General features: G+C 51.7%; 24 protein-coding genes, 1 pseudogene and 1 other annotated feature. Of the genes and pseudogenes, 14 read left to right on the top strand and 11 right to left on the bottom strand.

All coding sequences use genetic code 11. The features are described 5' to 3' along the window. Nucleotides 1-39 precede the first annotated feature (39 nt). A complete protein-coding gene (locus HV127_RS21500) occupies nucleotides 40-876 on the bottom strand; it encodes an alpha/beta hydrolase (protein WP_182238619.1) in 837 nt (278 codons plus the stop codon). Nucleotides 877-1,581: 705 nt separating this feature from the next. On the opposite strand from HV127_RS21500, the gene HV127_RS21495 reads away from it, so the two are divergent. From HV127_RS21495 to HV127_RS21485, 3 genes are all read left to right on the top strand, one after another. Then, nucleotides 1,582-2,865, top strand: coding sequence for a TULIP family P47-like protein (locus HV127_RS21495; protein WP_182238617.1), 1,284 nt, complete (start codon nucleotides 1,582-1,584; stop codon nucleotides 2,863-2,865). A 164-nt stretch (nucleotides 2,866-3,029) separates the two neighbouring features. Then, a complete protein-coding gene (locus HV127_RS21490; RefSeq protein ID WP_182238615.1) occupies nucleotides 3,030-4,598 on the top strand; it encodes a TULIP family P47-like protein in 1,569 nt (522 codons plus the stop codon). 39 nt (nucleotides 4,599-4,637) lie between these two features. Then, nucleotides 4,638-6,230 (top strand): TULIP family P47-like protein, encoded by a 1,593-nt coding sequence (locus HV127_RS21485; protein WP_182238613.1) that lies wholly within the window; start codon nucleotides 4,638-4,640, stop codon nucleotides 6,228-6,230. Nucleotides 6,231-6,384: 154 nt separating this feature from the next. On the opposite strand, the gene HV127_RS21480 is transcribed toward HV127_RS21485, so the two are convergent. The 4 genes from HV127_RS21480 to HV127_RS21465 all read right to left on the bottom strand — a co-directional run bounded on the left by HV127_RS21480 (nucleotide 6,385) and on the right by HV127_RS21465 (nucleotide 9,253). Then, nucleotides 6,385-6,822: a cyclophilin-like fold protein gene (locus tag HV127_RS21480; protein ID WP_182238611.1), complete on the bottom strand. Its 438-nt coding sequence runs from the start codon at nucleotides 6,820-6,822 to the stop codon at nucleotides 6,385-6,387. A gap of 4 nt (nucleotides 6,823-6,826) precedes the next feature. After that, nucleotides 6,827-7,627 carry a carboxymuconolactone decarboxylase family protein gene (locus HV127_RS21475; protein WP_182238609.1) on the bottom strand — a complete coding sequence of 267 codons (801 nt, stop codon included), beginning with the start codon at nucleotides 7,625-7,627 and terminating at the stop codon, nucleotides 6,827-6,829. A gap of 21 nt (nucleotides 7,628-7,648) precedes the next feature. After that, the gene (locus HV127_RS21470; protein ID WP_182238607.1) at nucleotides 7,649-8,245 is read right to left on the bottom strand and encodes an NAD(P)H-dependent oxidoreductase; all 597 of its coding nucleotides are present in this window, start codon (nucleotides 8,243-8,245) and stop codon (nucleotides 7,649-7,651) included. Nucleotides 8,246-8,344: 99 nt separating this feature from the next. Then, nucleotides 8,345-9,253 (bottom strand): LysR family transcriptional regulator, encoded by a 909-nt coding sequence (locus HV127_RS21465; RefSeq protein WP_182238605.1) that lies wholly within the window; start codon nucleotides 9,251-9,253, stop codon nucleotides 8,345-8,347. A gap of 227 nt (nucleotides 9,254-9,480) precedes the next feature. After that, nucleotides 9,481-9,575: a sequence feature (Trp leader region), on the top strand. A 135-nt stretch (nucleotides 9,576-9,710) separates the two neighbouring features. Here HV127_RS21465 and trpB point away from each other — a divergent pair. Together trpB and trpA are read left to right on the top strand one after the other, a co-directional pair. Beyond that, nucleotides 9,711-10,904: a tryptophan synthase subunit beta gene (gene trpB, locus HV127_RS21460; RefSeq protein ID WP_182238603.1), complete on the top strand. Its 1,194-nt coding sequence runs from the start codon at nucleotides 9,711-9,713 to the stop codon at nucleotides 10,902-10,904. After that, nucleotides 10,904-11,707, top strand: coding sequence for a tryptophan synthase subunit alpha (gene trpA / locus HV127_RS21455; protein ID WP_182238601.1), 804 nt, complete (start codon nucleotides 10,904-10,906; stop codon nucleotides 11,705-11,707). The genes trpB and trpA overlap by 1 nt, the downstream gene beginning before the upstream one ends. Nucleotides 11,708-11,753: 46 nt before the next feature. Here trpA and HV127_RS21450 read toward each other — a convergent pair whose 3' ends face one another. Together HV127_RS21450 and HV127_RS21445 are read right to left on the bottom strand one after the other, a co-directional pair. Further along, entirely contained in the window at nucleotides 11,754-12,272 is a 519-nt protein-coding gene (locus HV127_RS21450) for a YbaK/EbsC family protein (RefSeq protein ID WP_182238599.1), read from the bottom strand. A gap of 26 nt (nucleotides 12,273-12,298) precedes the next feature. After that, nucleotides 12,299-12,682, bottom strand: a complete 384-nt coding sequence (locus HV127_RS21445) for a VOC family protein (protein WP_181486251.1) — start codon at nucleotides 12,680-12,682, stop codon at nucleotides 12,299-12,301. A gap of 320 nt (nucleotides 12,683-13,002) precedes the next feature. On the opposite strand from HV127_RS21445, the gene HV127_RS21440 reads away from it, so the two are divergent. The 3 genes from HV127_RS21440 to HV127_RS21430 all read left to right on the top strand — a co-directional run bounded on the left by HV127_RS21440 (nucleotide 13,003) and on the right by HV127_RS21430 (nucleotide 15,435). Then, the gene (locus HV127_RS21440; RefSeq protein WP_182238597.1) at nucleotides 13,003-14,142 is read left to right on the top strand and encodes an MFS transporter; all 1,140 of its coding nucleotides are present in this window, start codon (nucleotides 13,003-13,005) and stop codon (nucleotides 14,140-14,142) included. A 121-nt stretch (nucleotides 14,143-14,263) separates the two neighbouring features. Next, nucleotides 14,264-14,863 carry a dienelactone hydrolase family protein gene (locus HV127_RS21435; protein WP_182238595.1) on the top strand — a complete coding sequence of 200 codons (600 nt, stop codon included), beginning with the start codon at nucleotides 14,264-14,266 and terminating at the stop codon, nucleotides 14,861-14,863. Continuing rightward, a complete protein-coding gene (locus HV127_RS21430) occupies nucleotides 14,863-15,435 on the top strand; it encodes a DUF1349 domain-containing protein (RefSeq protein ID WP_182240758.1) in 573 nt (190 codons plus the stop codon). Before HV127_RS21435 ends, HV127_RS21430 begins: the two co-directional genes overlap by 1 nt. A 32-nt stretch (nucleotides 15,436-15,467) precedes the next feature. Here the strand turns inward: HV127_RS21430 and HV127_RS21425 are convergent, their stop codons facing one another. From HV127_RS21425 to HV127_RS21410, 4 genes are all read right to left on the bottom strand, one after another. Further along, entirely contained in the window at nucleotides 15,468-15,902 is a 435-nt protein-coding gene (locus HV127_RS21425; protein WP_182238592.1) for a hypothetical protein, read from the bottom strand. Between the two features lie 323 nt (nucleotides 15,903-16,225). Continuing rightward, nucleotides 16,226-17,206 carry an IS5-like element IS5 family transposase gene (locus HV127_RS21420; RefSeq protein WP_042934497.1) on the bottom strand — a complete coding sequence of 327 codons (981 nt, stop codon included), beginning with the start codon at nucleotides 17,204-17,206 and terminating at the stop codon, nucleotides 16,226-16,228. 45 nt (nucleotides 17,207-17,251) lie between these two features. After that, nucleotides 17,252-17,686 carry a DUF2975 domain-containing protein gene (locus tag HV127_RS21415; protein ID WP_182238590.1) on the bottom strand — a complete coding sequence of 145 codons (435 nt, stop codon included), beginning with the start codon at nucleotides 17,684-17,686 and terminating at the stop codon, nucleotides 17,252-17,254. A gap of 596 nt (nucleotides 17,687-18,282) precedes the next feature. Then, entirely contained in the window at nucleotides 18,283-18,909 is a 627-nt protein-coding gene (locus HV127_RS21410; protein WP_182238588.1) for a DUF1062 domain-containing protein, read from the bottom strand. A gap of 367 nt (nucleotides 18,910-19,276) precedes the next feature. On the opposite strand from HV127_RS21410, the gene HV127_RS21405 reads away from it, so the two are divergent. The 6 genes and pseudogenes from HV127_RS21405 to HV127_RS21380 all read left to right on the top strand — a co-directional run bounded on the left by HV127_RS21405 (nucleotide 19,277) and on the right by HV127_RS21380 (nucleotide 26,364). Next, nucleotides 19,277-20,308 carry a LacI family DNA-binding transcriptional regulator gene (locus tag HV127_RS21405; protein ID WP_182238586.1) on the top strand — a complete coding sequence of 344 codons (1,032 nt, stop codon included), beginning with the start codon at nucleotides 19,277-19,279 and terminating at the stop codon, nucleotides 20,306-20,308. Nucleotides 20,309-20,443: 135 nt separating this feature from the next. After that, nucleotides 20,444-21,397, top strand: coding sequence for an ABC transporter substrate-binding protein (locus HV127_RS21400; protein WP_181486257.1), 954 nt, complete (start codon nucleotides 20,444-20,446; stop codon nucleotides 21,395-21,397). A 63-nt stretch (nucleotides 21,398-21,460) separates the two neighbouring features. Continuing rightward, the gene (locus HV127_RS21395; protein ID WP_182238584.1) at nucleotides 21,461-22,993 is read left to right on the top strand and encodes a sugar ABC transporter ATP-binding protein; all 1,533 of its coding nucleotides are present in this window, start codon (nucleotides 21,461-21,463) and stop codon (nucleotides 22,991-22,993) included. Further along, complete coding sequence (locus HV127_RS21390; protein WP_182238582.1) at nucleotides 22,980-23,999, top strand: ribose ABC transporter permease; 1,020 nt, start codon at nucleotides 22,980-22,982, stop codon at nucleotides 23,997-23,999. The genes HV127_RS21395 and HV127_RS21390 overlap by 14 nt, the downstream gene beginning before the upstream one ends. 77 nt (nucleotides 24,000-24,076) lie before the next feature. Then, nucleotides 24,077-25,447, top strand: coding sequence for a hypothetical protein (locus HV127_RS21385; RefSeq protein ID WP_182238579.1), 1,371 nt, complete (start codon nucleotides 24,077-24,079; stop codon nucleotides 25,445-25,447). Then, nucleotides 25,444-26,364: pseudogene (locus HV127_RS21380) on the top strand (carbohydrate kinase). Before HV127_RS21385 ends, HV127_RS21380 begins: the two are co-directional and overlap by 4 nt. Nucleotides 26,365-26,471 lie beyond the last annotated feature (107 nt).

The raw sequence follows: 26,471 nt of genomic DNA, 5'->3' as shown, positions 1-26,471 counted from the left end.
GTTAAAGGCCGCCATCTGGCGGCCTTTCTGATTTCTCAGTTACGATCGGATAAACGCCAGCAGATCGGCGTTAATCACATCAGCATGGGTGGTATGCATACCGTGCGGGTAGCCGGGGTAAATTTTTAGCTGGCTATCAGACAGGAGTTTATCCTGCAATATCGCCGCATTCTGATAGGGAACAACCTGATCATCATCCCCCTGCATAACCAGCACCGGTAGCGTAATGGCTTTTAAATCCTCGGTCTGATCGGTTTCAGAAAACGCCTTAATCCCCTCATAGTGTGCCTTCGCACTGCCAATCATACCCTGCCGCCACCAATTCTGAATGGTGCCTTGCGACACTTCTGCGCCATCGCGGTTAAAGCCATAAAAAGGCCCGGAAGCGACGTCGAGATAAAACTGCGCGCGGTTAGCAGCCAGCGCCTGGCGAAAACCATCAAAAACCTCAACAGGCGTCCCGCCTGGATTGCTGTCCGTTTTGACCATCAATGGCGGAACCGAACTGATAAGCACCGCTTTGGCGACGCGTCCCTGTGGTTGGCCGTACTTTGCAACATAGCGCGCAACCTGCCCACCGCCGGTAGAATGCCCGATATGCACGGCGTTATGCAGATCCAGATGTTCCGCCACAGCCGAAGCGTCCGCGGCGTAATGATCCATATCATGACCTTCACTCACCTGGTCTGAGCGCCCATGACCACGTCGGTCAATAGCAATCACCCGGAAGCCTTCAGCCAGGAAAAACAGCATCTGGTTATCCCAATCATCCGCACTTAACGGCCAGCCATGGTGAAAAACAATGGGCTGCGCATCTCTGGAACCCCAATCTTTATAGAAAATATTAACGCCGTCTTTGGTTGTCACAAATGCCATGCTACAAACTCCTCTATTGAGAAAACAAGGCTGCTGGCTGACGCCTGCAGTGAGTCGGGTATAAGGGGTGAATGTTCTGTCTGATGGCTATCACGTCTCGTGGGCATGAAAATGGTTTGGCTGAAAAAGTGTAGATGATTTTTGGCGATGCGGGGCGTTCACATTTCATTGTGCGTTTGAAGGCACCAAATGCTTGATCGGGATGAGTGTCGTGTTACGTGATAATGAATCTTGCCACCTTTAAGCAACTCGAATTATTTAGGGTATATATCTGCGGACATAAACACAGCATTCTTTACTCAATTTGAAAGCACGTGATATAGGGTAAGAATCTTCAATTGTAGATACAATGCAGTTATTAGCAAGGAGCATTTTTTTCATGTTTTTTTTCCAGTTTCATTAGCTCGCTGAATTTTCAATAGATAATGATTGTTAACGGACTTCTTTATGAAACCTAACCCACTGAAATATTTATTTTATTATTTTATACGAACTTGGCTGGCATTTGAACATATATATGATTTGCATTTTATTAATTAGACTTGAATTTCAACAAGTAATTATTTACAAGACGGCACTGGTATTAAAAAAGATGCGTATCGGCCACATTAAAATCTATTGACACTCGCACAACGCTGAACTATCACTAATCCAGTAGGAATGTTCTCCATTAAATACCTATACTTTCTATCGAGGGCTGCCAAAATGAATTTATTTGGTTGGGATACCGCTTATGCGGTAGATATCCGTGATGCTAATAATGCTCTGTCGCAAACCGCATCAACGTTAATTCCCGGATTTAATAGTGAGATCCATAGTCAGCTAGGTGATTTCAATATCGAGGTGAAATTTGGCCAATGGCAAATAGTCACGGGCGGTAGTAATGGCGCATTACTAAACCTGGAAATTAACTTCCAGACCGGGACATTAACCTCGTCTAATAGCAGTCCAATCGATCTGGCTGGGGCAGCAGCATTAATGCAGATATCTTTGGCTTTACTTCCTTCACCAACAGACCCGGCGGTAAAGGTTCTGCGGTTTGCTTTCGAAAAAGCCGGGACTCTTGGAGGACAAGGATATCCAGGCCTGGTGCTGCCGTTAGGCTTTTCAAAATTACCTCCGGCTGTGGATGTCCAGGCCATTATTCTTAATGCATTAGCGCAAGCGCTAGTCGATCATGCCAACGAACTCAGTTTTATATTTGCCTCCATTAACCCGGTCCAACCGGGTGCGGAAAGTTGGTTGGCACCACAAAATGTTGCCTATGCATACTTTGAACTGAATAGCCCTAAACGCGGCTATCTGGTGCTATTATCAAGTGCTCAGTCAATCGATAATCTTCCCCTTATTTGCGATCCAGCACTGGTGAAGCAAGGCAGTGCCTCCTCGGGGTTTGCATTTTCTAACCTACTTTATTTTAAAAATGTTATTTTGCCTGGATTATTGGCCTCATTACCGGCTGGAACGCCAGCGGATGCTTTCGTCATTAATTCAGGGGCAGTGACTTCGCTTTCTCTCAGGCCTGGTACATCAATATCTCTTGGGGGAATGAAAGAGGCCGCAATTACCTATTACCCCAGAATGTCACGTATGGTCGCTACCGCACACAATAACTCACTCAATGTTCAGGCCAGTGGAGATTGTGATTTTTATGCTGGTTTGAGTGGTAGCTGGAATGTTACTGCCAATAATTCGTTCTATTTTAATAGCGATAATAAAACCATCAGTTTCTTATCAGATCCGAATCCAAATTCGGGCTATGACATCGACATCCCTTGGTACTGGATACCACTTGGGCCAGTTATTTATGGTATCTGTGCCGCGGTAGTCAGTCTCATTGCCCGCGCTCTGGTCAAAGATTTATCAGATAAGATCTCCGGGAATTTTTTTCCTGCCGTTCCTCCTTCATCCGTTCATTTTATTGGAGCAAGTAGTTTTGTTGCTGATTCCGTTACAATGGAAGATGCGATTGTGATGACCAGTAAATAATCTGTGGTACTCCCCGGGGATGGTTAACTGGAGACATTTATCGTTCCAGACAGGTTAGCTACGTAAGTTCAGTGAAATATTTTCACGCGTAGTTTAATACCGTCGCCAGTATTTGGGGATTAAAACAGTCATGTATTTAAACAACATCATCGGAGAGTTATAGTATGAGTGAAATTAAAGATCCTGTTTCTCAAGATGACACTGCCCCCACTAAACGTTCGGTCAGAATTCAAATTCCAGGCATTTTTGGCGCCCCGCATGTCGGCGCCGCATCACTCGGCGCGGTTGGCCCACAGTCGCCCGGAATCGCTGGCCATACGGCGTTGAGGACCGTGCAACAAAACGATACCCTGGGATGGGATACCGTATTTGCGGTACCGGTAAAAAATGTGAATACGGCCTTTGCTGCTTCCAGGGCATACCCTGAATCATTTGATTACACGCTGAATAGTTCGATTATTAACGTCAATATTAAAGGTAAATTCGGTGCCTGGGCACTCACGACCGGGGGAAGCGGAGGAATTGTACGCATGGCGCTTCCAATTAGTAGCGGTACCTTCGCCCCCGTTGGTGGGCAGCCAATTGATATGGCGGGGGGAAAAGTAACCATTTCGGTAAATTTGGTTTATGTTCCGCAACCGCAGATACCTGAGAATGGCACACTGAATGCCCTACGGTTCAATACTCAGTCACAAAGCGGTCTTTATCCAGTCACAGTCCTGCAAGTTGAATTGCCTGCTTCCAGCGACCCAGTGGTACTGGCAACGGCCTCTGCGGCTTTTGAGGCCTATTTGAATCAAAACCTGTCTGCGTTTACCTACGTTTTTAATACTATCAACCTCAATATGGTGGCCGATAAAGAAAGTTTCCAATGGCTTAAACCAACTTACAGTAGCTACGCCTATTATGATGCTGCCAGTATTGATAACGCCGTATTTGGTGTTCTTTGTATGGTACAAGATAATGAGCCGGGGACTGCGGCTAACCAACTCGGTCCAATGGCTATTCCTGCAGAATCACAATCCGGGTTTTCAGTTTCCCAGCCATTATTTATGAAACAAATGGTTTTGCCCGGTTTACCTGTAGCATTTGGTCAAAATACCACAGCAGATGATTTTAAGTTATTAGCAATCGACACCACCATTATTGCGAATAGGCAACTTCCCACAGCCCCCGTAAAATATGGAGCAATTAACTACCATCCTAAAATCGAGCAATTTCGACTTTGGATTGATGCTGATATGATTTGTATTTACTCGAAGGTGCACTGTCATATTTCAGCTGGTATAGATGCTTATTACGAAGAAACCTGTTATCTCTCGCTTCAGTTGGTAACGAAAGAAGATGGTACCAGCACACTTGGCTATGTAGAAGCCGCTCCCCCTAACCAAAATCACTGGGTAGACATCGCAAACTGGATTGTGATTACTCAAGTACTGATTGCATTGTTGGGCGCAGTGATCAGCACCATCGTGGGCGTTTTGGCGACGACCACCGCACGTATTGTGGTGGCCTGCGTCATTGCGGTTGTGATGGGGGCGGCTGCTATTACGGCCAGTCTGGTCGCAACTATCGTTGGTGGCGGTGTCGCAGATCATCTGCCTTCGGTTGAGGGTTTGGTGATTGACATGACCAATCCAGTCAGTTGGCCTGACGGCACAACATTTACCCCTACGCTAGCCCAACTGAATGGAACATTCCAGTTTGGTGGGAATGCATTTATCACCGCATAGGTCACCGCTGAAATAGCTACCCAATGTTAGGAGTTCATCATGTCTACTGAAACGGTATTACCCGCAGATGCCCTTTATCGTGGTGCATTACGGTTCCAATTTCCTGACCATGAAAATACCCCCTCGCTGCTCAGCGGCCAGTTAATCAATCGTTCCGAACATACCAACAAACAATTGTTGACCCGGCGCCATCGTCTGGCGACAACTTTACAAGGTGAATCGTTATATGATCCGATGACGTTTACTACCCTGGGCTGGGACACTGTTTTTGCTGTTCCGGTTGATAAAGTCAATGAGGTTTTCTCCGTCTCTGGCGAGTACCCAACAAATTTTGATTACACCCTTGTGGGGTCGTTAGTAACATTAACTATTAATGGCAACTTTGGCCCATGGTTAATTACTGCCGGCGGTACAGGTGGTTTGATGAATATGAAAATACCGGTCGCCAATGGAACGCTGACGCCACAAGGGGGTAATCCTCTTAGTATTAATGGAGTGATCGCCACAGTCCAGGTTACATTGAAGTACCTTGAGCAGCAAAATGCACAGGAAGAAAATGGTATTCCTTATAATTTAAAACTCAACCAGAGCAGTCCAGGTTCTGGCGTCGAGCCGGTCGTGGTTCTGAAAATAGATAATCCCAATTCTGGCGATGAAACGCTTAATGCATTGTTAAAAGCGGCCATTCAAGGTTATCTCAATGCCCATCTTGAGCAAATAACCTATGTTTTTAATACGGTTAATTTAAATATGAAGGCATCCAGCGGTGCTTTTGCCTGGCTTAAACCCACAACGACTGATTATGCTTATTACCAGGATACCGCCGGCAATAATCAGCTATTTGGCGTGCTATGCATGGTACTTGATCACAGCGTTGATGGGCTGGCTAACCAGATTGCCCCGGCGGCAGTCCCCGACGGACAGCAATCAGGTTTTTCGATCTCACAATCAATGTTTTTACAACAGATGGCCTTGCCGACCCTGGCAAATGCGTGGGATAACAATGTTGACGATAGCTACTTTCAGCTTACGGGGAATAATACCAAGATCGTCAATACCAAAGATGTCCCGATGAAGAAAATCACCTATGCCCTGAGCGATTATTATCCCGTTTGCCAACAATTCTGGATGATGGTGCAGGGTGATACGTTGGTGGTGTACATGAAAGTGCATATTCCTATATTGCCAGGTATAGATGCCTATGCAGAGTCCACCAGTTATCAGGGCGTTAAGCTAGGTAACAATGATCAAGGTGAACAAACGCTCTCATATTATGATCTGCGGCCAGCTGATAAAAACAGCTGGGTTGAAAAAGCGACATGGGTCATTATCACCGAAGTCATTGCCGGAATTATTGCTGCGTGTATTACGTTTGGCGTGGCTAAAATGCTGGAGGGTGCAGTGCGCATTGTTGTTGCGATCATTGTTGCTTTGGTTCTGGGGGTCGCTGCCGCGATACCCGAATTAATTGCGAGAATTGCAGGCAGCGGTACCACGGATAAGCTCCCGTCTATTTCTGGCATGGTAACGGACGCCACTAACGCCGTCGTCTGGCCCGGCGGGCAGAATTTCGTGATAAAAACCTCATCCCTCAATGGAACATTGCAGCTTGGCGGTGATGCTTTTGCATAATGCCGTCCCTGTCTTTTAAGTAGCAGGTCCTCCGGCCAGATTTAATCTATGCCGGAGGGCCCAACGCTTTTCTTAGCAAGAAGCCTACAGAATTAGCGGCTACCTGACGGTTAAAAAATAACATGTCCGCGGTATCGCCAGAGCAGGGAGTCGTTTATAGCTCCTCATCACGCGTGATAGTCACCACTTCAGCACCGGACAGATTAAGTGAGGTAAGCCCTTGCTCCACCCTACCCAGCTTTATTAAACCCGGCGAATGGCGGTAATCTTCACGAAAAATAGCCAGATTTCCCCAAGGCGCGTAATACGCGATATCGCCCCGCTTCGGCGTTATCGATTCCCGGGCGTCTGCCTGGCGCAACTTCGCCGGTAGCCAGGCGATTTTCTCGGTTGAGCCGTAATCCTCAAGCTTCACCGTCAACGGTAACTGCGTTAAAAACTCGTGCGTAACGGCGCTTTCCTCCAGAGAGCCAACCACTTTCACCCCGTTAAAAACAAACTGAATTCTCACCCTGTTCTCCTGCCCGTTAGCCGATGCGACACCCGTCAGCGCGGCAAAGATAAACAGCGCGGTGCTGAGAGTTTTAAACATAGGCTCATCCGACCAGACCGCGAGCGCGCAGAACTTCGCCAACCACCGGCGCGGCGGAAAAAGCATTGGGCCATCCCGCATAGAACGCCGCGTGAGTCACTACCTCCCCTGCCTCTGGCGCCGTAAGACCGTTGTCCATCGCCCGATTAAGATGATAGCCAATCTGCGCACTTTGCCCGGCAGCAACCAGCGCACTCACCGTTACCAGGCTGCGATCGCGCGGCTTCAGCCCCGTTCTCTGCCACAGGTCAAGGAAAAGCGGATCGGTGGTGAACTTTACAAGCCCTGGGGAAATGGGGCCGACGCTCTTTTCTACCGTGGTCGAACGCTGGTTTTCAACCTCCTGATTGAGGGGAAGCAGCGCCGGTGAGGCCGCCGCCAGCTGCTCGTGGCTAATACCACGAGCGGCAAAAATATCTTTCGTCACGGCGATGGCGGACATGGCGTTTGGCCAGCCGGAATAAAAGGCCAAGTGAGTAATCACCTCTGAGACTTCAGCCGGGGTGACCTCGTTATCGAGGGCGATTTCAACGTAATGCTTCAGCTCAGCGGGCTGATTGCGGGCAATAAGAATAGCGATGGTGACGATACTCCGGTCGCGCAGCGAGAGTTCATTTCTCTTCCAGAGATCCTCAGCCAGGACTTCATTGCCAAAACGTGCAAGCGCCGGGGAGACCGACTGGATATCCGTAGTCGACAATACGGATGGAGTAAATGGAGTCATACTGGTACCTCTTTTTTCTTCAGCACAGGCAGGATCGCCCAACATAAGTGACATCGCAGCAACGGCAATAAAACCTTTCATGGTCAACTCCTTGTGGGCAAATTAATTTGAGAGTCTTTCCACTAGCTGGCGCTGATACTCAGGCAACTGGCTGCGAGTGGCGCTCTGAAACACCAGCGGTGGAAGCCAGGTCATTCCAGTATGCAGGGCGCTGGCCTTCATCGGCATAAATACGTCGGCAAGGCTGACGCCAATTCGACCGGACTCGCCGTAGGTCGTGTCGCCTCCCGCTGCGGTGGTCACAATCAGCATTTCCTTGCCCTGCCACGACCCTGGTCCCACGCTGCCCCAGGTATCGTTCATCCAGGCCTTCATCATCGGCGTAATGTTGAACCAGTGAGTGGGGAAAATGAAAACAATGCGCGAGTGTTCACGCATAAGGCGTCGCTCTTCATCGGCATTGATTTTTCGCGCGTCATAACCGTAAAGCGTCTCCAGATTGCGCACGGTCACGCCGGGTATGCTTTGCGCTGCGGTCTCAAGACCTTTGGTCATGACCGATTGTTCAGGATAAGGGTGAGAAACAATCACCAGGGTTTTCGTCTCTGCGACCGCGCGGGTACTGACAGAGCCGATAAAAAAGATGATGGCGGCCAAAAAGCAAAATAGTCCAGGGATACTGCGGTGTTGTAATTTCATTGAGGTCTCCTTCTCTTTTGCCTCAAGGGTAAGGCGTGCATTGCGAAGGAGCCAGCCCCGCTTATCGAATGGGGTTGTGAGTAATTTTCATCAATCAGGCTACAGGCCCAGCGGTTTTAACTCTCTGACAAGATCAATTAATAAGCGCAGCCCTGCGGGAAGCTGATGACGGCTGGAGTAATAGATATAGAACCCCGGCCCGGAAGAAGCCCAGTCGGTCAACACCAGGCGCAGACGCCCTTCGCTGACGTGCTGAGAAATCAGCGGTTCCGGGAGGTACATCAAACCGAATCCCTGCAATATCGCCACCACCCCGGTTTCCGCCTGATCGACCGTCAGCAAAGGGGGGACCTTTATGGTGAGCTGCTCCTCACCGCGCTCAAACTCCCACTTATAAATACGATTATTCCCCAGCCGGTTGCTAACGCAGCGATGGTGATGCAGATCGTCTGGATGCTGAGGTTCTCCAAACCGCGCGAGATAGGCCGGAGACGCTGCGACAACCCAGCGAACATCGGCGGAGAGGCGCTGGGCCACCATATCCTCAGGTACCGTTCCGCCGTAGCGGATCCCGGCATCAAAACGCTCTTCCGTCACATCAATAATGCGGTTGCTGGCGGCAATATCTAGTTCAATGTCGGGATAGCGCTCAGCAAAAATCGGCAAAATGGGAGCCAGGAGCAGCGTGGCGGCTTCAACGGCGACGTTAAGCCGAATGCGTCCTGCGGGTGAGTCGCGGAACTGATTAAGCTGCTCGATCGCCGCATCGATCGTGGCTACCGGTTCGTTCACCTCACGGGCCAGGCTCTCACCCGCCGCCGTCAGAGTGACGCTTTTAGTGGTGCGGTTCAGCAAACGTACGCCCAGTCGCGCCTCAAACCCCTTCAGGGCGTGGCTGAGGGTCGAGGCGCTGACGCCAAGCTCGATAGCTGCCTTGCTAAAACTGTGATGGCGTGCGATGGCGCAAAAATAGATAAGATCGGCCATATCGGCACGGTTCAAATTCATACGGTCTCGCTAACGTGGTAGAAAATCAGCTGAAAAAACCACGGTAACTCGACTTGATGCATTGAAGCAATGCGCTGTTTCACGTTTGCGCTGACGAGAAAAATCGCAATGATCGATTCTTGGTACCAATAATTCCAAAGTTGACATTGACCTCAAGAACTAGTTTACTAGTACAAACTCTATTTTCCAGGTATCGAAAAATGCAACTCGTGATCATGATGACTCTGCACAGCTGGTGGCGCACTTCCCGTTAACGGGCAGTATCGTCACGTCTGCAGTTTGCACACCGATACCCGGCCCGCCAATAAGCGGGCTTTTTTTTGTCCAGATTTTACGTATGCGGCGCAGGAAAATAGCCGCGACCGCTGCGCAGTACCCGATTTCACTTCACGTGCAGAGTCCTCACCGGGAGAGATGGAACCCGACTCAGGTACTGCGCATATATTAAGGAGCAATAATGAGCACATTACTTAACCCCTACTTTGGCGAATTCGGCGGTATGTACGTTCCGCAGGTTTTGATCCCGGCGCTACGCCAGCTGGAAGCGGCGTTTGTCAGCGCTCGCGAAGATCCGCTCTTTCAGGCTGAATTTACCCATCTCCTGAAAAATTACGCCGGTCGTCCAACAGCGCTAACAAAATGCCGCAATCTTACGCAAGGAACCCGCACAACGTTGTACCTAAAACGAGAAGACCTGCTGCACGGCGGCGCGCATAAGACCAATCAGGTTCTTGGCCAGGCGCTGCTGGCAAAGCGTATGGGCAAAACGGAGATTATCGCCGAAACCGGTGCCGGACAGCACGGCGTAGCATCGGCCCTGGCCAGTGCCTTGCTGGGCCTGAAATGCCGCATTTATATGGGCGCGAAAGATATTGAACGCCAGTCGCCTAACGTCTTCCGTATGCGCCTGATGGGTGCGGAAGTGATCCCCGTTCACAGCGGTTCATCCACCCTGAAAGATGCGTCGAACGAGGCGCTGCGTGACTGGTCCGGAAGCTATGAAACCGCCCACTTCATGCTCGGCACCGCCGCGGGGCCGCATCCTTTTCCAACTATCGTGCGTGAATTCCAGCGCATGATCGGCGAAGAGACCAGAGTACAGATACAGGAAAAAGAGGGACGCCTGCCGGATGCCGTTATCGCCTGCGTGGGCGGCGGCTCCAACGCCATCGGCATGTTTGCGGACTTTATCGATACCCCACAGGTCGGGCTGATTGGCGTTGAGCCTGCGGGACATGGCATTGAGAGCGGTGAGCACGGAGCACCGTTAAAACACGGTCGCACCGGCATTTACTTCGGCATGAAGTCGCCCATGATGCAGACTGATGACGGCCAGATCAAAGAGTCCTGTTCTATTTCCGCTGGGCTCGATTTCCCATCAGTCGGGCCACAACATGCTTATCTGAACAGCATTGGTCGCGCAGAATACGTCTCTGTGACCGACGATGAAGCGCTGGCAGCATTTAAAACCCTGAGCCGCGCTGAAGGGATTATTCCGGCACTTGAGTCATCCCATGCGCTGGCTCATGCCTTGAGGATGATGCGCGAAAATCCGGACAAAGAGCAGTTGCTGGTGGTGAATCTTTCCGGTCGCGGCGATAAGGACATCTTTACCGTACACGACATTCTGCAAGCGCGAGGAGAAATGTGATGGAACGCTATAACGATTTGTTTACGCAGCTGAAAAACCGTGGAGAAGGCGCATTTGTTCCTTTTGTCATGTTGGGCGATCCGCAACCGGGGCTATCGCTGCAAATTATTGACGCGCTGGTTGCCGGAGGTGCTGATGCGCTGGAGCTGGGTATCCCGTTCTCCGACCCGCTGGCTGATGGCCCGACCATTCAAAACGCCGCTCTGCGTGCTTTTGCATCAGGCGTCACCCCTGCCCGCTGCTTCGAGATGCTGGCGGCTATCCGCGCGAAATATCCGACTCTCCCCATCGGCCTGCTGATGTACGCCAATCTGGTCTATAACCGAGGGATCGATACATTTTATGCCGATTGTTCCCGCGTCGGAGTCGATTCGGTACTGGTGGCGGACGTCCCGTTCGAAGAATCAGCCCCGTTCCGCCAGGCGGCAATACGCCACAACATTGCGCCTATTTTTATCTGTCCTCCCAACGCTGACGATGAGCTACTGCGCCAGATTGCCGCCCACGGTCGCGGTTACACCTATCTGCTGTCGCGAGCGGGCGTAACCGGTGCGGAAAATCGTGGCGCAGTGCCATTGCAACATCTGGTGGCGAAGCTTAAAGAATACCAGGCTGTCCCGGCGCTACAGGGATTCGGAATTTCAACCCCGGGCCAGGTTGCGGATGCATTAGAAGCGGGCGCCGCCGGAGCGATTTCTGGTTCTGCTATTGTGAAGATCATTGAGCAACATGTTGACGATCGTGATGCCATGCTGACAGAGCTGAAAGCCTTTGCTGCCCGTCTGAAAGCTGCAACCGTCTGATCAGCATCACGCAACGTTAGTGTATTAAAAATACCGGTCATTGCGGTTAGCCGCAGTGACCGGCAACATCGCCGACCTGCTGAGATGCATGCGTACAGTAGTGTAAAAATTGATGGAGCGCGCTGAGTGAAATGCACACTGTGGCGGTATTCACCAGTGGGTGAAAACCTAATGGTCCCAGTTCATCAACCGAGGCATCAATCAGCACCTTAATTTTATGAGCCGGATCGTTTAGCAGCGCAAAGGGAGTGACCTCGCCCGGCTCCAGCCCCAAAAGCTGCTTTAGCTCGCCAGGTGTTGCGAGGGAGAGACGGGAGTCACCAATTTCTCTGGCTAACGCCTTCAGATCGGCCCTCTTTTCACCATCGAGAATATAAAGATAGAAATGGCGTCCGCTGCTGTTTTTTAAGAGCATATTTTTAAGCAGTTGCGCAGGAAGCTTCACCGCATAGCGCTCTCGATCGCTGACGCTGTTCATTGCCGGATGTTCAATATAGCGATAATCGATATGCAGATTATTAAGTAGCTGAAGTAATTTATCCCGATTCACAACTTGTATATCCATTTGGCGCGACCAGAGATCCAGACGCATTAGTATCGATAAACGGCTTCGATATTGTAGCCATCGGGGTCGAGAACGTATGCAGCATAGTAGCCGGCGCCGTACTGGGGCCGTAGACCGGGCAAACCGTTGTCACGACCACCTGCTTTCAGAGCGGCGTGATAAAACGCCACGACTTCTTCTTCCGAATACGCACGAAAGGCAATATGGGTTCGGGGTACATAAGGGATCCCGACGGTTATCCAGAAGGTTTCCGCCGCCAGCTCCAGCCCGGTCTTTTGTAAATTGCCAAACCCTACCCGCTCGCCCGGTGGAGCTTTACTGATCCCGAGGCCCAGGGCCGAGAGCGCCGAGGTATAGAAAACTTTACTACGTTCAAAATGGGTCACGGTGATGCCGGTATGATCGAACATGAATTTCTCCCTGAAAAATAAGCAAGATGTTCCTTTACTGTGAGTTACCGCAGGAGTCATGCTCAGAGTATTCACAGTTATTATGATAATACCCGTTTAGCATGCAACAGACTGTGATACTACGGACATCCTGACCAGTGCCTTCAGCTAATCAACGCTTGCTGCCCTTGCGCTAATATTGCAAAATCGAGCAACAAAACCACCCTGAAAACACCATTCGAGCAATATTGAGCACCTGAATGATTAGTCCTCTCTGAAGGTATCGGCGTGATGCCAACTGAGTACAGGGAAGCCTTACGATCTTACGACAAGGAACATCAATGCACGCTTCTGCTCTAAATGCCAGCCAGTCCCTGGCAACACGTATCGCGTTTTTCATTTCAGGCTTTGCCACCGCAACCTGGGCGGTGATCGTGCCATTCGCCAAAAGCAACACGGCAGTTAACGACGCCATGCTCGGTACCCTGCTGCTGTGTCTGGGGATGGGCGCGCTTATCGCCATGCCGCTGACCGGCATACTGACCAGTCGCTACGGTTGTCGTCGGGTGATTGTGTCGTCAGTGGCTATCGTTATTGTGTCTATGCCTTTACTGGCCATCATTAGCGATGCCCGGCTGCTCGGTTTTATGCTGCTGATATTTGGTGTGGGCATCGGCGTGACGGACTGCGCCATGAATATTCAGGCGATTATCGTCGAACGCCAGGCAAACAAACCATTAATGTCCGGCTTTCATGGGATGTACAGCGTCGGGGGAATTGCCGGCGCCGGGGTGATGACTCTCCTGCTGACCGCTGGACTTGCCGTTCTCTCCGCCACCATCGCTGTTGCACTGATCGTCACCGGGCTGTTACTCATTTGTACCAAAGGTCTTTTACCGTGGGCCAACCCGTCCAGCGGGCCTGCATTTGCTATCCCGCGCGGCATCGTGTTGTTGATCGGCATAATCTGCTTTGCGGTCTTTCTGGCCGAAGGCACGGTGCTCGACTGGAGCGCCGTCTTTCTCACCGAAGTTCGCGGCATGCCGGAAAACCTGGGCGGGCTGGGTTTTGCCTTCTTTGCCATAGCGATGACCGCAGTCCGCCTGAGCGGCGACCGCCTTATCACTCGCCTCGGCTTTGTACCGGTGGTATTTGGCGGTTCCATTCTGGCCGCCATCGGTTTTTGCCTGGTGACGTTTGTCCCCGCCTGGTCGCTGTCGCTGCTTGGCTACGTGCTGGTCGGCGCAGGCTGTGCCAATATTGTCCCGGCGATGTTCTCAGCCGTGGGGCGTCAGCAGGTCATGCCACAATCCGTAGCCGTTCCTGCGATTACCACCATGGGGTATCTGGGCGTACTGGCGGGACCTGCGTTGATTGGTTATGTCGCGCATCTTAGCTCATTGACCTATGCGTTTATTTTTATCACCGTGTTGATGCTTATCGTTGCTGCAATGTCGCGCACGGTTGCGCCGGAGAGGTAGGCGTACAAGCAAGAAACAATCAGAAGCGAGCAACCATCTTGACGGGCTCTGATACACTGACCCAGTTCGGGATGGTTCTCAATTTCTGACAAACTCATTTTTATCCAACAGAGGCGCGTTTATGTTACCTGATTGCGATAAAGCCATCGTTCTGCTGCATGAAATTTACGGCATCAATGCGCATATTCAGCGAACCGCTGATATATGGAAAAGACGCGGTTTCGATGTTTATACCCCAATGCTCTTTCCCCACTCAGCGCCTTTCCGCTATGACCAGCAGGATGAAGCCTACCGCCACTTTAGCGATAACGTCGGCTTTGATACGGCGGGTGTCGAGTCCCTGCTATCCGGGCTAAGGGAAAAATATGACACGATACTGGTGATCGGCTATAGCGTGGGCGCAACCTTAGGCTGGCTGGCCGCCAGAAGCGGACTCTGCGACGGTGTCATTTGCCATTATGGCTCACGGATCCGTCAGCACAGTGACATTGCGCCGCCCTGCCCGACGCTTGTTGTTATTGCCAGCGATGAGCCCGCGTTCGATCCCCGCATAATGCAAAATGAACTTGAGAAAAAACCGTCTGTGTCCTGTCGAATGTTCAATGCACAGCACGGCTTTTGTGATGCCGATAGCCAGGCGTGGGACGCATGCCTTGCGCAGCAGGCATCCGAGGCCGCAGAACTATTCATATCCCTTATTCAGCAGAAACAGGAGGCATGATGCATCAGGCATTTCACTGGATTAACGAACCGACAACATGGGCCGATAAGGATGGCGTCCTCAGCGTGGTAACCGACGCGCAAACTGATTTCTGGCGTGAAACCTGGTACGGGTTTGAGCGCTTTTCCGGGCATATCTACGCAACGGATGTCTCCAACGATTTCACCTTCCAGGTTCGGGTTCGCGCTGATTTCGACACCCTGTATGACCAGGCGGGGATTATGCTGATGCAGGATGAGCGACATTGGCTTAAGGCGGGCATTGAGTATAACGACGGCGCACCTGCCATCGGCAGCGTACTGACGCTGGGGAAATCAGACTGGGCAACCGGCAACTATTCAGGAGATCCCCGAGAGTTCTGGCTGCGCCTGACCCGTCAGGGAGAAGTGCTACGTTTGCAATATTCCACGGACGGTGACCGTTGGCCGCTGCTGCGCCTGTGCCCTTTTCCAACCGGGATGGCAAAGGTCGGCGTGATGTGTTGTACGCCGCAACGCAGTGGACTCAAGGTCGATTTCCACGACCTTTCGCTGCTGCCGCCGAATGGTAAAGATTTGCACGACCTGAGCTGAGACGCCGGGAGGGCTCCCTCCCGCCTCTGCTTCTACTCAAATGTCATAACCATCGAATCAAAATCAATCGTCCACTTATAGTGCCTGAGGAATTGATGGCTAATAAAACCGTCCAGAATCATCCCCGACTCAGTGTGGTACAACGCGTCAGGCAAAACACCAAAGAGACCGGTTAGCCCTGTCTGCTTTAGCGGACCTAAAGCAACGCTATCAATGCTTAATCGGGTTATCTCAAAGCCACCGCCGCCAAGCCCGCCTTTACTGTTATCCGGCACAAAGGCATCCTGCGGATCGCGCTTAATACCGACATAATCCAGAGCCCCTTGCTGCAGTAGAATCGAAGCCTCCGGGTCGTCCAGGCCGGAGTCGAGGAAAAAGGTCATTCCCTCTTTACCGTTGATCGCCCCTTTCACAATCATGAAATGCGAACCATCAAGAATAAACGGGATCCTGGCGGCTGCTGTCACATCAGGGCTGACATGAGCTGTAGTTCCGCTTCTGGGTTTCAGAACGAGCTGTCTCTGTGGATAATCCAGCGTGGTGAGAAACTGATGGAACACCCCGGTCGATAAAATACCGTCAACTTCTATCGTCTCTCCCGTTTTCTCATCGGTAAAAATCCACTCTGACGGAAATTCCGCTAAGGAAGGTGCGAATAAGCGGGGAAATTCTTCTCGGCTGACTCAGTCATTTCATTTCTTCATGTTTGAGCCGATTTTTTCTCCCGTAAATGCCTTGAATCAGCCTATTTAGACCGTTTCTTCGCCATTTAAGGCGTTATCCCCAGTTTTTAGTGAGATCTCTCCCACTGACGTATCATTTGGTCCGCCCGAAACAGGTTGGCCAGCGTGAATAACATCGCCAGTTGGTTATCGTTTTTCAGCAACCCCTTGTATCTGGCTTTCACGAAGCCGAACTGTCGCTTGATGATGCGAAATGGGTGCTCCACCTTGGCCCGGATGCTGGCTTTCATGTATTCGATGTTGATGGCCGTTTTGTTCTTGCGTGGATGCTGTTTCAAGGTTCTTACCTTGCCGGGGCGCTCGGCGATCAGCCAGTCCACATCCACCTCGGCCAGCTCCTCGCGCTGTGGCGCCCCTTGGTAGCCGGCATCGGCTGAGACAAATTGCTCCTCTCCATGCAGCAGATTACCCAGCTGATTGAGGTCATGCTCGTTGGCCGCGGTGGTGACTAGGCTGTGGGTCAGGCCACTCTTGGCATCGACACCAATGTGGGCCTTCATGCCAAAGTGCCACTGATTGCCTTTCTTGGTCTGATGCATCTCCGGATCGCGTTGCTGCTCTTTGTTCTTGGTCGAGCTGGGTGCCTCAATGATGGTGGCATCGACCAAGGTGCCTTGAGTCATCATGACGCCTGCTTCGGCCAGCCAGCGATTGATGGTCTTGAACAATTGGCGGGCCAGTTGATGCTGCTCCAGCAGGTGGCGGAAATTCATGATGGTGGTGCGGTCAGGCAAGGCGCTATCCAGGGATAACCGGGCAAACCGACGCATGGAGGCGATTTCGTACAGAGCATCTTCCATCGCGCCATCGCTCAGGTTGTACCAATGCTGCATGCAGTGAATGCGTAGCATGGTTTCCAGCGGATAAGGTCGCCGGCCATTACCAGCCTTGGGGTAAAACGGCTCGATGACTTCCACCATGTTTTGCCATGGCAGAATCTGCTCCATACGGGACAAGAAAATCTCTTTTCTGGTCTGACGGCGCTTACTGCTGAATTCACTGTCGGCGAAGGTAAGTTGATGACTCATGATGAACCCTGTTCCATGGCTCCAGATGACAAACATGATCTCATATCAGGGACTTGTTCGCACCTTCCTTAGCCAATAGCTGAGTAGCGGGTCCACGACGATCGTCATGATGACCCAGGCCCCCAGTGAAGCGCCAATTTTGCGCATATGCTGCGCCGCACCGGCAGAAAAGTAGTCCCTGCGCGCATAGGAGTGAAATAGCGCCCGCAGGTGGAACAGGCTGTAGCAAAGAGGGAGCACAACCAGAAAGCTGATGACCCCGGCACCAACGGCTTGCCACCATGGTAAATCCGGTAAGCGAATGTTAAGCGTCGAGAGTAGTCGATCCGATAGCGAGAGATTGATCCCCGCCAGTTCATGGGTCAATGATATCGATGGAAAGAACAGAACGGCCGTATTCATCACGATAATCGCCACCATCAATAACAGGGTGATACTGACCATCCTTTGGCTGAACCGCGCAAGTGCATCAGTAGACATTCAATCCCTCGTAATTTCTCTGAGTAAGTGATGACAGAATACACAGAATCACTGCAAAACAATAATAATTTATCGTTTTACGATAAACAAAAAGATTAAAACATCTATTTACCATTATATTTCATCAGGTTAATTTCTTTACCTGCGTTCAAATACCTTGCCACAGATAACAACCCGCGCTGATTAATCACGATCAATGTAGAACTTTTGGCCTGCCAGGCCTCGTGTCACCGCCATAGCTGCTAGATTGACATGTTACTCAGGCGAAAATCCAGGAGGCACCATGTTTTCCTATATCATGCTTGGCACCAACGATCTGCCTCGTGCTATTCGTTTTTACCAGAGTTTTCGCTCTACATCCCCTACCTCAAAGGAAGGGGCTTTCCGCGAAAACTCTGGTAAACACAGATTCCGCCGTGACGGCGTTCGGATTGCCTGGCGTCGCTCTTGCAATCGACGCAATTGGCGTGTTGTTACACGTGCTAAAACTGTATAAATACCCAGTAATAAATGCAAGGTCGTTTTTCCTCTCATGGCAACCAGAGTTAATTTTTGCGAGGCAGCTCCCCGGATAGAATAACTATCCGGGGTACTGGCTATTTTCTCCTCAGGTCAGATCCTGCAGATAATTGAATACGCCTGTGCGCCAGGAGAACTTCCGTAGCGATATAAAGCGTATACCCTTCTGGCCTTAATCTTCGTGCTTTCAACGTCTTCAACGTAATACCCGCAATATCTCCCGAATCAAGGCGCTTGCGGATTTCGTTGCCGCTCAGGCCCAGATGACTGCGCAGCACCGCCAGCAAGCTGACCTGAAAAGTACGTTCCAGTTTGACTCTTACCCTAACGCGAGAAGTGCGAAGAAGGCTGATTTGCCACCACTCTTCAACAACGAATTCAGGCGAACCTGATAGCGTTGCGCCGTTGCGCCGCAGAACCTGCAGATCGTGAGAATAGTGATGAACGGCAGATTCAGCGTTAGCGACAAGTTGCCCATAGAGTTGCGGATTGATTTTGCCGATTGGCAAACGAGAGAACAGGCTGATGTTCCAGGTGTAGGCACAGCGCACGCACTTATAGATACTCCAGACATCCAGTACCTTTTTTTGCGAATTAATCCGGAAGGCTCCGGATGGCGTGAAATCCTGCGCCCCATGACATGAGGGACAGCGTTTGCTAATCAGCTGGTAGCCCACAGGACTGACGTTCCATGTGACTTTCATGGTAACCCTTTTTTTAACCCATACAAAAGCGGATCCATCTTTAACGGACCGTGATTTTTTGCGATGTGAAAAATATTTAGAGAATACTTTTCAGTGGGTTAAAAAAAGATTTCCAACGCGACTACCCTGTCTGACGGCGAACGAATAGGCCAAGAGTAACAAAATGATTGAGCGTTCAATCATGCATGAAATCAATAAATATCAAATTTCATTCACAAACCACCTTGATTACATCTTGTTCACAAAACGAGAAACCGCTCACTGATCTAACAAACCTAAACGTTTATGTTTTACATCATAAACGTTTAGGTTAATGGAATAATCGTTTATATCACCAGTTGATGCTCATAAAGATAGAGAGTGGAAAATGCGAAAAGCGACAATGCGGGACGTCAGTGAGGCAACAGGATTCTCAATGTTTACCGTCTCACGTGCGCTAAACGGCGGAGATGGCGTTGCGGATGATAGCCGGGAACTGATACTCAAGGTGGCGCGGGAACTTGGCTATGTCCCTAATCGTGCAGCCCAGGCGCTACGCCGTTCCAGCAGGGATTCCGTGGCGGTTATCACCGCACACGCCTCGAACTCCTACTACCTCAACCTGATGTCCGGGATTCAGCATATGCTGCAACCTTCGCAATGGACCGTGGTTCTTGGGGATATTGCGGTAAACGGTATCTACGATCGGACCCAGGAAGATCGCATGATTAACCGCCTGATTGAATCCCGAATGGCGGGCATCATTTCGACGGTGACGCTCCATCCGGAGAGCCTGAGTCTGCTGGCTAAATGGGATATTCCGGTGGTTTTTGTCGATTCCCCTCCTCGGGGCGATCATAATTTTCCCAGCGTGACCACCGATAATTATCACGCCAGCCTGTTAGTTGGGGAACATCTGGCGCAGCACGAATATAAAAACTGGCTGCTGCTTATCTACCCCGAACGCTGGACGACACGCTTTGAACGCGAACGCGGGATCCGCGAATCGGCAGAACGCTGCGGCGCAACGCTGCGGGTGCTGGAAACCGAAAACGACGCGCATTCAGCTTCTGAAAAACTGAGTCAATACCTCGATAGCCAGACGCAGTTGCCCGACGTACTTATTGCCGGTAACAACCCTATTCTGCTGGGGTCGCTTCAACAACTCCAGCAACGGCAAATCGCCATTCCCGACGATATAGCCCTTATTGGCTATGACGAATTTGACTGGGCGCCGCTGTTAAATCCGCCGCTCACCGTACTGAATGAAAATAGTGAAGAAATTGGCAAACAGGCTGCAGAAATGCTGATCCGATTAATAAAAGAAGAAGGAAAAGGAGACACCACAACGCAACTCAGAGTGCCCGCCGAGCTGGTTGTTCGCCAGTCCTGCGGCTGTAGCAAAACGAATAAGAAATAAAAGACGCATTTTCATCTATTTAAATAATGGCTGAGCGTTCAGCCAATATTACAAAACAACATCAGGGAATTATTTCTGAGGTTCCCCCATACCTGGCCGTACCGTCATACAACGAGATAATTACAGGAGCAGAACATGACTAAACTTCGCAAAGCATGGCTGGCTGTCGCGGTTACAGCGGTCATCGCCACCATGACCGGCTTTTCTCCCACCGCCAGCGCCGCGTCCCAGGAGGGCAAAAAAATTGCCCGTATTGGACTAATGGTGCAGGACATGTCCAACCCGTTCTTTTCGGCAATGGAGAGAAATGCTAAGCAAGCCGCTGGTGAGATCGGTGCCTCCATTAACGTACAAGACGCGCAGGTCGATTTGGCAAATCAGAACACCCAGATTGATGCGTTTATTCAGCAAAAAATGGATCTCATTATTATCTCTGCGGTTGACGAGTCCGGGATTGAGCCCGCAATTCAAAGGGCAAAAGCCGCGGGCATCATCGTTATTGCGGTCGATACGCCCGCTAAAGGTGCTGACGCCGCCATCATGACCAACGCCATCCAGGCCGGAGAAACCTCCTGTGAATATCTGTTCAGCCAGATGGGCGGAAAAGGCAAAGTGCTGCTGGTTGATGGAACGCCGATCCAGACGATTATCGACCGTATTAAAGGGTGTAAAAACGTCGCTAAAAAATACCCGGATATCAAAATCGTCGGTCAGCAGGCATCGCGCAACGACCGTGCTTCCGGCCTGATGGTCACCACCGATATGCTCACTGCCAACCCGGATGTTTCCGGTATTTTCGGTATGAACGATCCCTCTGCTCTGGGCGCCGTACTGGCCGTTGAACAGGCGGGCAAAGCAAGCACCATCAAAGTCACTGGCGTAGACGGCAGCCCGGAAGCAGTTGATGAGCTAAAACGCAGCGGCTCACCGTTTATCGGTACAGCAACGCAAAACCCCGGAGAAATGGTACGCCAGGCCATATCGCTTGCTCAGGATATCGTGGCGAATAAACCCGTACCTTCCCATACCATTTTAATCCCCAGCGTACTGGTCACGCGCGATAACGTGAGTAGCTATCCGGGTTGGTAAAAACATCACTTCAAGATGCGATAAACGGGATGAATTTCAGGTTCATCCCGGAGGGTAAAGACAATGGCCGACAGATCATCACAACCCCTGCTCCGGCTTGAGGGGATCTCAAAACGCTACGGCGCGACGTTGGCGCTGAACAATGTACGTTTTGATTTATTTGCCGGAGAGGTTCACGCCCTGATGGGTGAAAACGGGGCGGGTAAATCCACGCTGATGAAAATTCTTTCCGGAAATGAGCAGCGCGACAGCGGTGCCATTTTTAAAGATGGGCATGAGATTGATATACGCACACCTCGTGATGCTCGCAAGCAGGGTATCGCCATTATCCACCAGGAACTGAATACGGTTGCGGATATGACGGTGGCGGAAAATCTGTTTCTCGGTCAGGAGCCTACGACCTTTGCCGGTATTCTCGACCGGAAACGGATGTACCGGGAAGCAAAGCATAAGCTGGATCGCATCAATGCGGATATTGACCCGCATGCACCGCTCGGGTCGCTCAGTATCGGGCGCCAGCAGATGGTGGAAATCGCCCGCGCCGTCAGTGAAAACGCCAAAGTGCTCGTGCTTGATGAGCCAACAGCGGCCCTGTCGCGAACGGAAACGCTGCAGTTATTTCGCTTGATTGAACAGATGCGTCAGGACGGCGTCGGGATGGTCTATATCTCACACCGCATGGAAGAAGTATGGCAGTTGGCCAATCGGGTCACGGTGTTCCGCGATGGCACCTGGATCGGCACGGAAACCATGGGTAGCGTCTCCACCACTGATATCGTGCGCATGATGGTGGGAAGGCAAATTGTCGACTTGTATCAACACGACCCCCGCACGCCTGGAGATGTGCTGCTGGATGTCAGAGAACTCGCGGGTAGCGCAACCGGCCCGGTGACTTTTGACGTCAGGGCGGGGGAAGTGGTCAGCATGTCCGGACTGGTCGGTTCCGGGCGCACCGAAGTCGCCCGGCTATTGTTCGGTGCCGATCCGCGAACCCACGGTAGCGTGCATATTGATGGCAAGGCGATCCACCCTTCAGACCCTACCGCCGCCATCGCAGAAGGTATTGGGATGGTGACTGAAGACCGAAAAACGCAGGGGCTGTTCCTGGGGCACTCGGTTGAACACAACATTGATATTAGCTCTCTCGATAACTTTGTCGCCAGCGGTGTCGTCAAACGTCAATCCATCCGCACGGCGGTTCTCGAACAGATGCGCAGACTTCGGTTGCGAGAAAATGCAGTTGAGCTGCCGGTCAGCGCCCTGTCCGGCGGTAACCAACAAAAAGCGGCGCTGGCGCGTTGGCTGCTACGCGACTCACGGTTGCTGATCCTCGATGAACCCACGCGCGGCGTCGATATTGGCGCGAAAAGAGAAATATACGAACTGATCGACAAGCTCGCCCGCGCCGGAAAAGCCATTCTGGTTATCTCTTCCGACCTGCCCGAGGCCATTGGGATCAGCGACCGACTACTGGTCATGCGCGCTGGCCGTATCGTTCACCAGTTACCTTCACATTCAGCAACGGAAGAAGAAGTGATGCTGCACGCAACAGGAACCTTCACCAGTCAACCCGGAGAATGCCATGGACAACAATAAACCAGTGACGGAACTGCCGGTCAACGCGCCGTTTGATTTTGCAAAATGGTGGGATCGGGTGGGGATTCTGATCGTTCTGCTGGTACTGCTGATCCTGATGTCGACCTTTGCCCCTAACTTCAATCGGGTCGATAACTTGTTGAATATTGCCAGATCGATTTCCGTTAACGCCATCCTGGCAGCAGGCATGACCTTCGTGATTTTAACCAGCGGCATTGATTTATCCGTCGGTTCTATCGTCGCCGTCTCCGGCGTGGTCTCGGTCGTTGCTGCGATGGCCGGCATCCCGGCACCGTTGGCGATTCTGGCCGGCATCGGCGTTGGTGCTCTCTGCGGGCTGCTCAATGGCGTCCTGTCCGCTTATCTCGCCCTCGCCCCCTTCATTGTGACCCTCGGCACGATGACGTTTCTGCGCGGTATGGCCTACACCATTACCGAAGGACAACCCATTGTTTCGAGTAGTCTCAGCTTCCGTGAACTGGGAAATGGTTATATCGCCGGTATCCCTGTTCCAGTGATTATCATGCTGGTGGTTTATCTGCTGGCGTGGTTCATCCTTGAGCGTACCCGATTCGGGCGTCATATCTATGCCGTCGGCGGCAACGCTCAGGCTGCTCGTCTGGCCGGTGTACGGGTGAAACGTGTTCTTGCCGCCGTCTATATGATTGCCGGTGTCTGCGCAGGTTTGGCTGGCATTATCTTTGCCGCGAGGGTCATCTCCGCCCAACCTACCGCCGGGACAGGCTATGAACTGGACGCGATTGCGGCGGTTGTCCTGGGGGGCACCAGCCTTGCCGGTGGACGCGGGCGGATTATCGGCACCCTGATAGGCTCAGTGATCCTTGGCGTACTTAGCACAGGGCTGATCCTGTTGAGCGTCCCCTTCTTCACCCAACTTTTAATCAAAGGCATCGTCATCATACTCGCCGTGGCGATAGACGGGCTGAAGCAGCACCCGGAGCTGTTCACCTTCTGGCGGAAAAAAGAGATCGCCCGACCACGCTAACTTTCCATGTCGCTTTGTTTATCCGCCGCTCAGGCGGCGGGTTTTCGCTTGCTTAAATTCTGATGGAGTATATGGCCATGACATACCAAATTACGCTAAAAGACCCGCTCAACGGCCTTCGGGATCATGAACCCATTACGTTCACTATCCCGGACATTTTGCCAGAACCGTTGTGGTGGGCCACTGCCGAAACGGGAGAGCGGATCCTTTGCCAACGGCTTAACCATTCGGTGGTGGAAAATAGTACAACGTTCATCGCTACGGTCAGCTTTACCGGCACGCTTCGTTTACGACTTGAGCGTCCTTGCACTGATGCCGAAACCCGTGAGGCCACGGGCATTCAAAAACTGAACGGTAAAGAGGCAGATTGCTTTGCCCGTCTTAATACCGGCTGCTTTGATCTGGAAATGTGCCGGGGAACCGCTCAGGGGGTGGGTTCATCCAAGTGGGGTCTGCGCCACTTCCGCCGCCGGGAGGACAACATCGAACTCCTTCCTTCCGGAAATAATGCCATCGGCGGATTTTACGGCCCGTTCTTTACCCCCGAAAACGGCCTGATTAACCCGCCTGAACATACCCTCGTTGATATTGAAACGATCGAAGAAGGTCCGGTCTATCATCACTATCGAATGCATGGAACGATCCCCGATGGTTTATTACCGGAACTGCGCGGTAAGCGCTTTTCTATTGACTGGAAGTTCAGCTGGAATACCCCCTGGTTTCAGCGCCGCTACCGCGTAGATGATTTTTCAACCGTGATTAACGGACGCTCGGTGACCAATAAAATTACCGTTGGCGACGAGTTTGAAAGCGGCCCCGGAAAGCTGGTATTCGATCGCTTCGCCGCTCACGGCGGCACCCGCTATCGCGCAGGCGACCCCTACGCCGAAGAGCTGGTCGCGATGGTCGCCCATACCGTCACTACCTCAGAGAATCAAAGCTCGAAATTTGCCGAATTCCGCGAACAGCTTTGTGATATGGCATCTGCACACTGGGATCTTTACTGGAGAATGTTCTGCCGCTGGGAGAACGTGCTCGATGAAGCTGAGATCCGTGAAAGACTTGGCTTAGTCCGCGCCAGAGCGCACCTCAGGGCCGATCTGAATGAACGGGAGTGGATACTCACCGATTCGCCTGTGGATGTTTCCGCCGTGCCCGATGAAACCATTTTTCCCGGTCCGGCCAGTAAAACCGTCGAATATGATTCAGCAAGCGGTCGGGCAATGATCTGGTGGACTTCTCAACCCTCCGGCGCTTTTCAGATAGTCCAACGCCGTCAGTCAGGATGGGTCAACTGGGGAAGTAACGGCGAAAACGAGTGCCCAGAACTGCCTGTCGGGGTTGATATCAAAACTGCCTGCGGAATATTTGCCGATAACTGGATGCATATTGCCAATCAACTGGAAACGCCGCCGTACATATCAGTGAGCAAAGGAGACGACCAATGATCCTGTGCTGTGGAGAAGCCTTAATCGATATGCTGCCCTGTCGAACCCGCGAGAATGCCTCAGCATTTATTCCCTGCGTCGGCGGTGCGGCGTTTAATACCGCGATCGCATTGGGTCGCCAGGGAATGCCGGTGAGCCTGTTTTCTGGTCTCTCAAATGACTTTATGGGCGATATGCTGCGCCAGTCTCTTGAAGCTTCCGGGGTTGATTTCTCACCTTCCACACGAGCGCCGCTGCCGACGACGCTGGCCTTCGTCAGACTGGTACACGGGCAGGCGCGCTATACTTTCTACGATGAGAATAGCGCGGGCAGAATGCTGGCAGACAGCGACCTGCCCGCGTTGAAAGATGATGTTTCCGCCGTTCTGTTCGGCTGCATCAGCCTGATCGCCGAACCCTGTGGCAGCGTGTATTAATCGCTGATGGTGCGAGAAGCACCGCGCCGGGTGATGTTCCTCGACCCGAATATCCGCGAAATTTTCATCCAGGACCGCGAGAAACACCTGGCGCGGATGATGCGGATGATTGCGCTGGCGGATATCGTCAAGCTTTCCGATGAAGACCTTGCGTGGTTTGGCGAGCGCGCAAGCGAAGATGAGGTTATTGCCCGCTGGCTGACGTTGGGTCCAAAACTTATCGTTGTGACCCGTGGTGCGGATGGTGCTGATGCGTGGACGGCTAACTTCAAACTGCATGTTCCCGGCGTTAGCGTGCACGTTGCTGACACCGTCGGTGCCGGAGATACGGTCAATGCCGGGATTTTAGCCAGCCTGTCTCAGGCGCAATGTCTTGAGAAAAGCAAATTAGTGACACTGTCACGTGAGCAGGTGCGTCATGCCGTTGACCTCGGTATGCGGGCGGCGGCAGTGACGGTCTCAAGGCCAGGAGCCAATCCGCCGTGGGATCACGAGTTGTGAATCCATTTGGATGCTGATGATGACCTGCGAGATGGCTCATACGCAGGTCATCTGGCCATTTTCGCCATATAATTTGTGTCGAAGTAATTGAATGAAACCTAAACCAC

The sequence above is a fragment of the Klebsiella sp. RHBSTW-00215 genome (assembly GCF_014103785.1).
In the GTDB taxonomy this organism is placed as follows: Bacteria; Pseudomonadota; Gammaproteobacteria; order Enterobacterales; family Enterobacteriaceae; genus Klebsiella.
The sequence above is the reverse complement of the archived record's forward strand: the minus strand, read 5'-3'. Positions and strand labels throughout refer to the sequence as shown.